We start from the raw sequence: 1,639 nt of genomic DNA, 5'->3' as shown, positions 1-1,639 counted from the left end.
AGAAATTGTTAATCGCTCGAGCCGATTCGATGAAATCGAGTTTGTCTATCAAGCAACAGGGGAACCTGCTCAATCAAGAGTTATGGCGGATTTAGAGTCGGGAGAGATTGACCTTTATTGGTCAGCGACCAGTCTCGACATGGAAAAACGCTTTGCTCCAATATTGTTCCCTATATATCGAGGAATGCTTGGTATGCGAATCGGATTAATTCATGAAAAAGATAAACAATTACTCGCAAACGTAAGATCTAAAGCGGATTTCACGCGCTTTAAAGTTTGTTCAGGGAAAACATGGCCAGACACATTCATTCTTGATGCCAATGGTATAAAAACCGCTAAATCGCTTAAATATCCAAATATTTTTGAGATGATGCTTGCTGGTAATCGGTGCCACTTGTTTGCTCGTGGTGTCATGGAACCATTTGCAGAAATGCAATCATACCCAGAACTACCTTTAGCTGTTGATAGTCATGTCATGCTCCGCTATCGCATGCCATATATGCTCTTTGTCCAAAAAGAAAACACAGAACTTCAGCAACACATCACAGAAGTGGTTGAAGAAATTTTCGCTGATGGCACCTATGAGAAACTCTTTTTCGAAGACTCCGAAGTAAGAATGGCGCTCTCACGGGCCAACCTTTCAGAGCGAACTATTATCGATCTTGAAAATCCATATCTGACCGAAGACACCCGCTCTATCCCAGAAAAATATTTCTTTGATCCGCTTGCCAACTGAGTACATTTTTATGAACCAAATAACAAAAAAAATGGTTTTACTGATCGCTGCAGTGATGCTTATTGTTGCTGCTATCGCTTTGCCAATCCAATTTATGATTAACCAATCAAACGTTACTGATAAATCTTCACAAGAAATCCAGCGTATAACCTCTGAATTAAGTGTGATATTGCAAGAACCTGTTTATGCATACGATAAGACACTGATACTTAATATCATTGAAGCGTATTCAAATAATGACGTAATCGCAAACATTCAAGTGCTCGATCAAAATAACAACATATTAGGTAGTGTTAATCCACGTGACATTGATGAATCCTCATCGATGGCTATTTCATGGGATTCATTGCCTATCGGTAAAGTTAATGTTGGTTTTAACCATGATGTGACGAATGCTAATTTAATGAACTCTATGCAACTTGCGATTAGTATTTTGCTTTGCATATTTATTGCTAGCCTGATTCTGATTTCCATAGTCCTCGATAGAAAAGTCGTCAGGCCCATCAAAAACATGGCTGATTCAATGAATGAAATTGCTTCTGGTGGAGGAGACCTCACTTCACGTGTTGCGGAAGTAGGCAATGATGAAGTCACATCACTTGCGAAAGCATTCAACCAATTCGTTGCTACTATTCAATCTATCATTCTCGAAACATCGAACACGACCAAACTGTTGGATAAGAGTGGCCACGGTATATCGCAACTACGTGATGAAATGAACCAACAAAGCCAACGACAATCTTTGTTAACTCAAGAAAGTTTGCACAGCATTGAGCAATTTGATTTAGCAACCAAAGAAATTGCTGTTCATACGGAAAATACGCTGTATCAATCAAATGATGCACTCGAGCTTTGTCAGCAAAGTGGTCACACAATCGATATCAATGAACGTAATATTGATGA

2 protein-coding genes are annotated in these 1,639 nt (G+C 39.2%); both read left to right on the top strand.

The window, feature by feature from the left end:
• On the top strand, positions 1 to 736 hold a 736-nt coding region (locus tag AB6D58_RS24355; RefSeq protein ID WP_372158784.1), incomplete at its 5' end, for an ABC transporter substrate-binding protein.
• Between the two features lie 10 nt (positions 737 to 746).
• The coding region (locus tag AB6D58_RS24350; RefSeq protein ID WP_372158783.1) for a HAMP domain-containing protein at positions 747 to 1,639 on the top strand (893 nt) is incomplete at its 3' end.

It is taken from the genome of Vibrio sp. 10N.239.312.D08 (assembly GCF_041466145.1).
GTDB classification, from domain to species: Bacteria; Pseudomonadota; Gammaproteobacteria; order Enterobacterales; family Vibrionaceae; genus Vibrio; species Vibrio crassostreae_C.
The sequence above is the reverse complement of the archived record's forward strand: the minus strand, read 5'-3'. Positions and strand labels throughout refer to the sequence as shown.